4 protein-coding genes are annotated in these 2657 nt (G+C 62.9%); all 4 read left to right on the top strand.

The features are described from left to right. On the top strand, positions 1 to 840 hold an 840-nt coding region (locus tag AC0AP0_RS11585; protein WP_490430576.1), incomplete at its 5' end, for an aminotransferase class III-fold pyridoxal phosphate-dependent enzyme. A gap of 47 nt (positions 841 to 887) precedes the next feature. After that, on the top strand, positions 888 to 1862 hold the full coding sequence (gene argF / locus AC0AP0_RS11580; protein ID WP_254477327.1) for an ornithine carbamoyltransferase: 975 nt from the start codon (positions 888 to 890) through the stop codon (positions 1860 to 1862). After that, positions 1862 to 2398 (top strand): arginine repressor, encoded by a 537-nt coding sequence (locus AC0AP0_RS11575; protein ID WP_254477328.1) that lies wholly within the window; start codon positions 1862 to 1864, stop codon positions 2396 to 2398. Before argF ends, AC0AP0_RS11575 begins: the two co-directional genes overlap by 1 nt. 65 nt (positions 2399 to 2463) lie before the next feature. Next, a partial coding sequence (locus AC0AP0_RS11570; RefSeq protein ID WP_490430575.1) for an argininosuccinate synthase domain-containing protein occupies positions 2464 to 2657 on the top strand: 194 nt, incomplete at its 3' end.

The following is a 2657-nucleotide window of genomic DNA, read 5'->3' as shown; positions in this document are numbered from 1 at the left end:
AGTTTCCACGGCCGCAGCATGGGCTCCTTGAGCCTGACATGGAAGCCGGCCATCCGTGAGCCCTTCCAACCCCTGGTCCCGGGTATGGGCTTCCTGCCGGCAGAAGACGGCGATGCTATAGAGAAGGCCTTTGCACAGGGGGAGACCTCAGGAGAGCCGGTGGCTGCCGTCATTCTGGAGCTCATCCAGGGAGAGGCCGGGGTGCTACCGCTCAATCCTGACTATGTTCGTGAGGTGCGCGAGCTCTGTAGCCGGTATGGGGCCCTGATGATTTTGGACGAAGTGCAGACCGGCATGGGCAGGACCGGTCACTGGTTCGCCTTCCAGGACCAGAGCCTGTCCGGCGGAGCCTGTCCAGACGTGCTCACCTTCGCCAAGGGGGTCGCAGGCGGCTTCCCCATGGGCGGGATGATCACCTTCGGTCCTGGGCCATCGGGCCTGCTGACCCCTGGCATGCACGGGTCCACCTTCGGTGGCAATCCTCTGGGATCGGCCCTGGCACTGACCACCTTGGAGACCATCCAGCGGGAGGGTCTGCTGGAACGGGCGCGGCAGATGGGGGAGAGGCTGCGTGCTGGCCTTACTGATTGCGGCAATCCCCTTTATAACCAGGTCAGAGGCAGGGGGCTGCTGGATGCGGTCCAGCTGAGTGCTCCCTGTGCCGGGGATCTGGCCTCCTGGGCTTTGGACCATGGGCTGATCGTCAATGCAGTGGCCCCTGATGCCCTGCGGCTGGCTCCGCCCCTGATCATCGAAGCCGACCAGATCGACCTGGCCGTGGATATTCTGTCTAAGGCTCCGGTCAGTCTCGGGAAGGGCTTGGGGCAGGATGATCAGTGAGATCAGCCATCAATGACGTGCGTAATCATAGCGATAGGGAGGCAGAGATGAGCAACGGTTTGCGGCACATGCTGCGTGACGACGACCTCAACCACGAGGAGCAACTGGAGGTGCTTCGACTAGGCATGGCCTTCAGGACCAATCCCTATTTGTCCCAGCCTTACCATGGGCCTCAGGCCGTGGCGATCATCTTCGATAAGCCCAGTACGCGAACCAGAACCAGCTTTTGCGTAGGCGTGGCCCAGCTGGGCGGCTATCCTATGGTCATCGACAGCTCTGGCTCGCAGCTTGGCCGTGGCGAGCCTGTGGCGGACACCGCCAACGTGTTGACACGGATGACGTCCACCATAGTCTGGCGCACCTTTGGCCAGGATCGGGTGGAGACCATGGCTGCCCATGCCACCGTGCCCGTCATCAACGCGCTGACCGATTCCTTCCATCCCTGCCAGGTTCTGGCCGACTTCCTGACCCTGGCACAGCACCGGGGCGGGGTCGATGCCCTGGCTGGCATGACCATTGCCTACCTGGGCGACGCTGCCAACAACATGGCCAACTCCTATCTGCTGGGCGGGGCGGTAGCCGGTATGAACGTGCGGATTGCCGGACCCCATGGTTTCCTGCCCGATCCGGGTCTGGTGGATCAGGCGCGGACCCTGGCTGCTGAAAACGGCGGATCCATTCTGGTCACTACGGATCCGGTGCAGGCCGTGGAGGATGCGGACTGTGTCTTCACGGACACCTGGGTCTCCATGGGCGAGGAGGATCAGTATGAAATTCGCTCCCACCCATTCATGCCCTATCAGGTCAACGCCGCACTTATGACCCATGCCCGCCCGGATGCCCTCTTCCAGCACTGCCTGCCTGCATACAGGGGTCGGGAGGTGACGGCTGAGGTCATTGACGGCCCCCAGTCCGTGGTTTGGGATGAGGCCGAAAACCGACTGCACGCCCAGAAGGCACTGATGACCTGGCTGGTAGCCCGCTCCAGGGGCGATGAGTCACTCCTGCAAGGGGTGTGCTGATGCGTCCGACGACCAAGGTGGCCCGGCTGGATGCCATCCGCCAGGCCCTGAACCGACATCGTGTCAATTCCCAGCAGCAGCTGTCAGCCTTGCTGGCGGAGCAGGGCATCGAGGTGACCCAGGCCACCCTGAGCCGGGACTTGGACGACCTGCACGCCACCAAGCTGCGGTATGCAGACGGCAGCATGGCCTACTGGATTCCCGCCACCACCGATCAGCAGGCCATGGAGGCCGCTGCCGCCGAGGGGCCTGAGGTCGAAGGGGAGAACAAGACCGATGCCTACCTGGCCAAGATTCTGACCGGGCTGATCACCTCGGTGGCACGGGCCCGCAACCTGCTGGTGGTCAGAACCCCGGCCGGTGCCGCCCAATATGCGGCTTCCGCCCTGGACCGCCAGCCCATCAATGGAATCCTGGGCACAATAGCTGGGGACGACACGATTCTGATCATCGCTGCAGACGATGAATCGGCTTCATCACGGGCCGACTGGCTGATGACCATTGTCTCCGGCCAGGAGGATGCCCGGGGCCGATGATCGCTGGAAGCACGGACTGAATATCTATATCTGCAAGTGTGAAATTACAAGGAAAGAGGATCGCCATGACCGAAAACAATCGCATCGTGCTGGCCTACTCGGGCGGCCTGGACACGTCTGTGTCCATTCCCTACCTCAAGGAGCGCACCGGCAAGGATGTGGTGGCCGTCTCCCTGGATGTGGGCCAGGGCGGCGAGCGTCTGCAGACCATCCGCCAGCGTGCCTTGGACTGCGGGGCCGTCGAGTCCGTCGTGGTGGA

It is taken from the genome of Bifidobacterium sp. POST2/T3 (B1) (genome assembly GCF_058197115.1).
The sequence above is the reverse complement of the archived record's forward strand: the minus strand, read 5'-3'. Positions and strand labels throughout refer to the sequence as shown.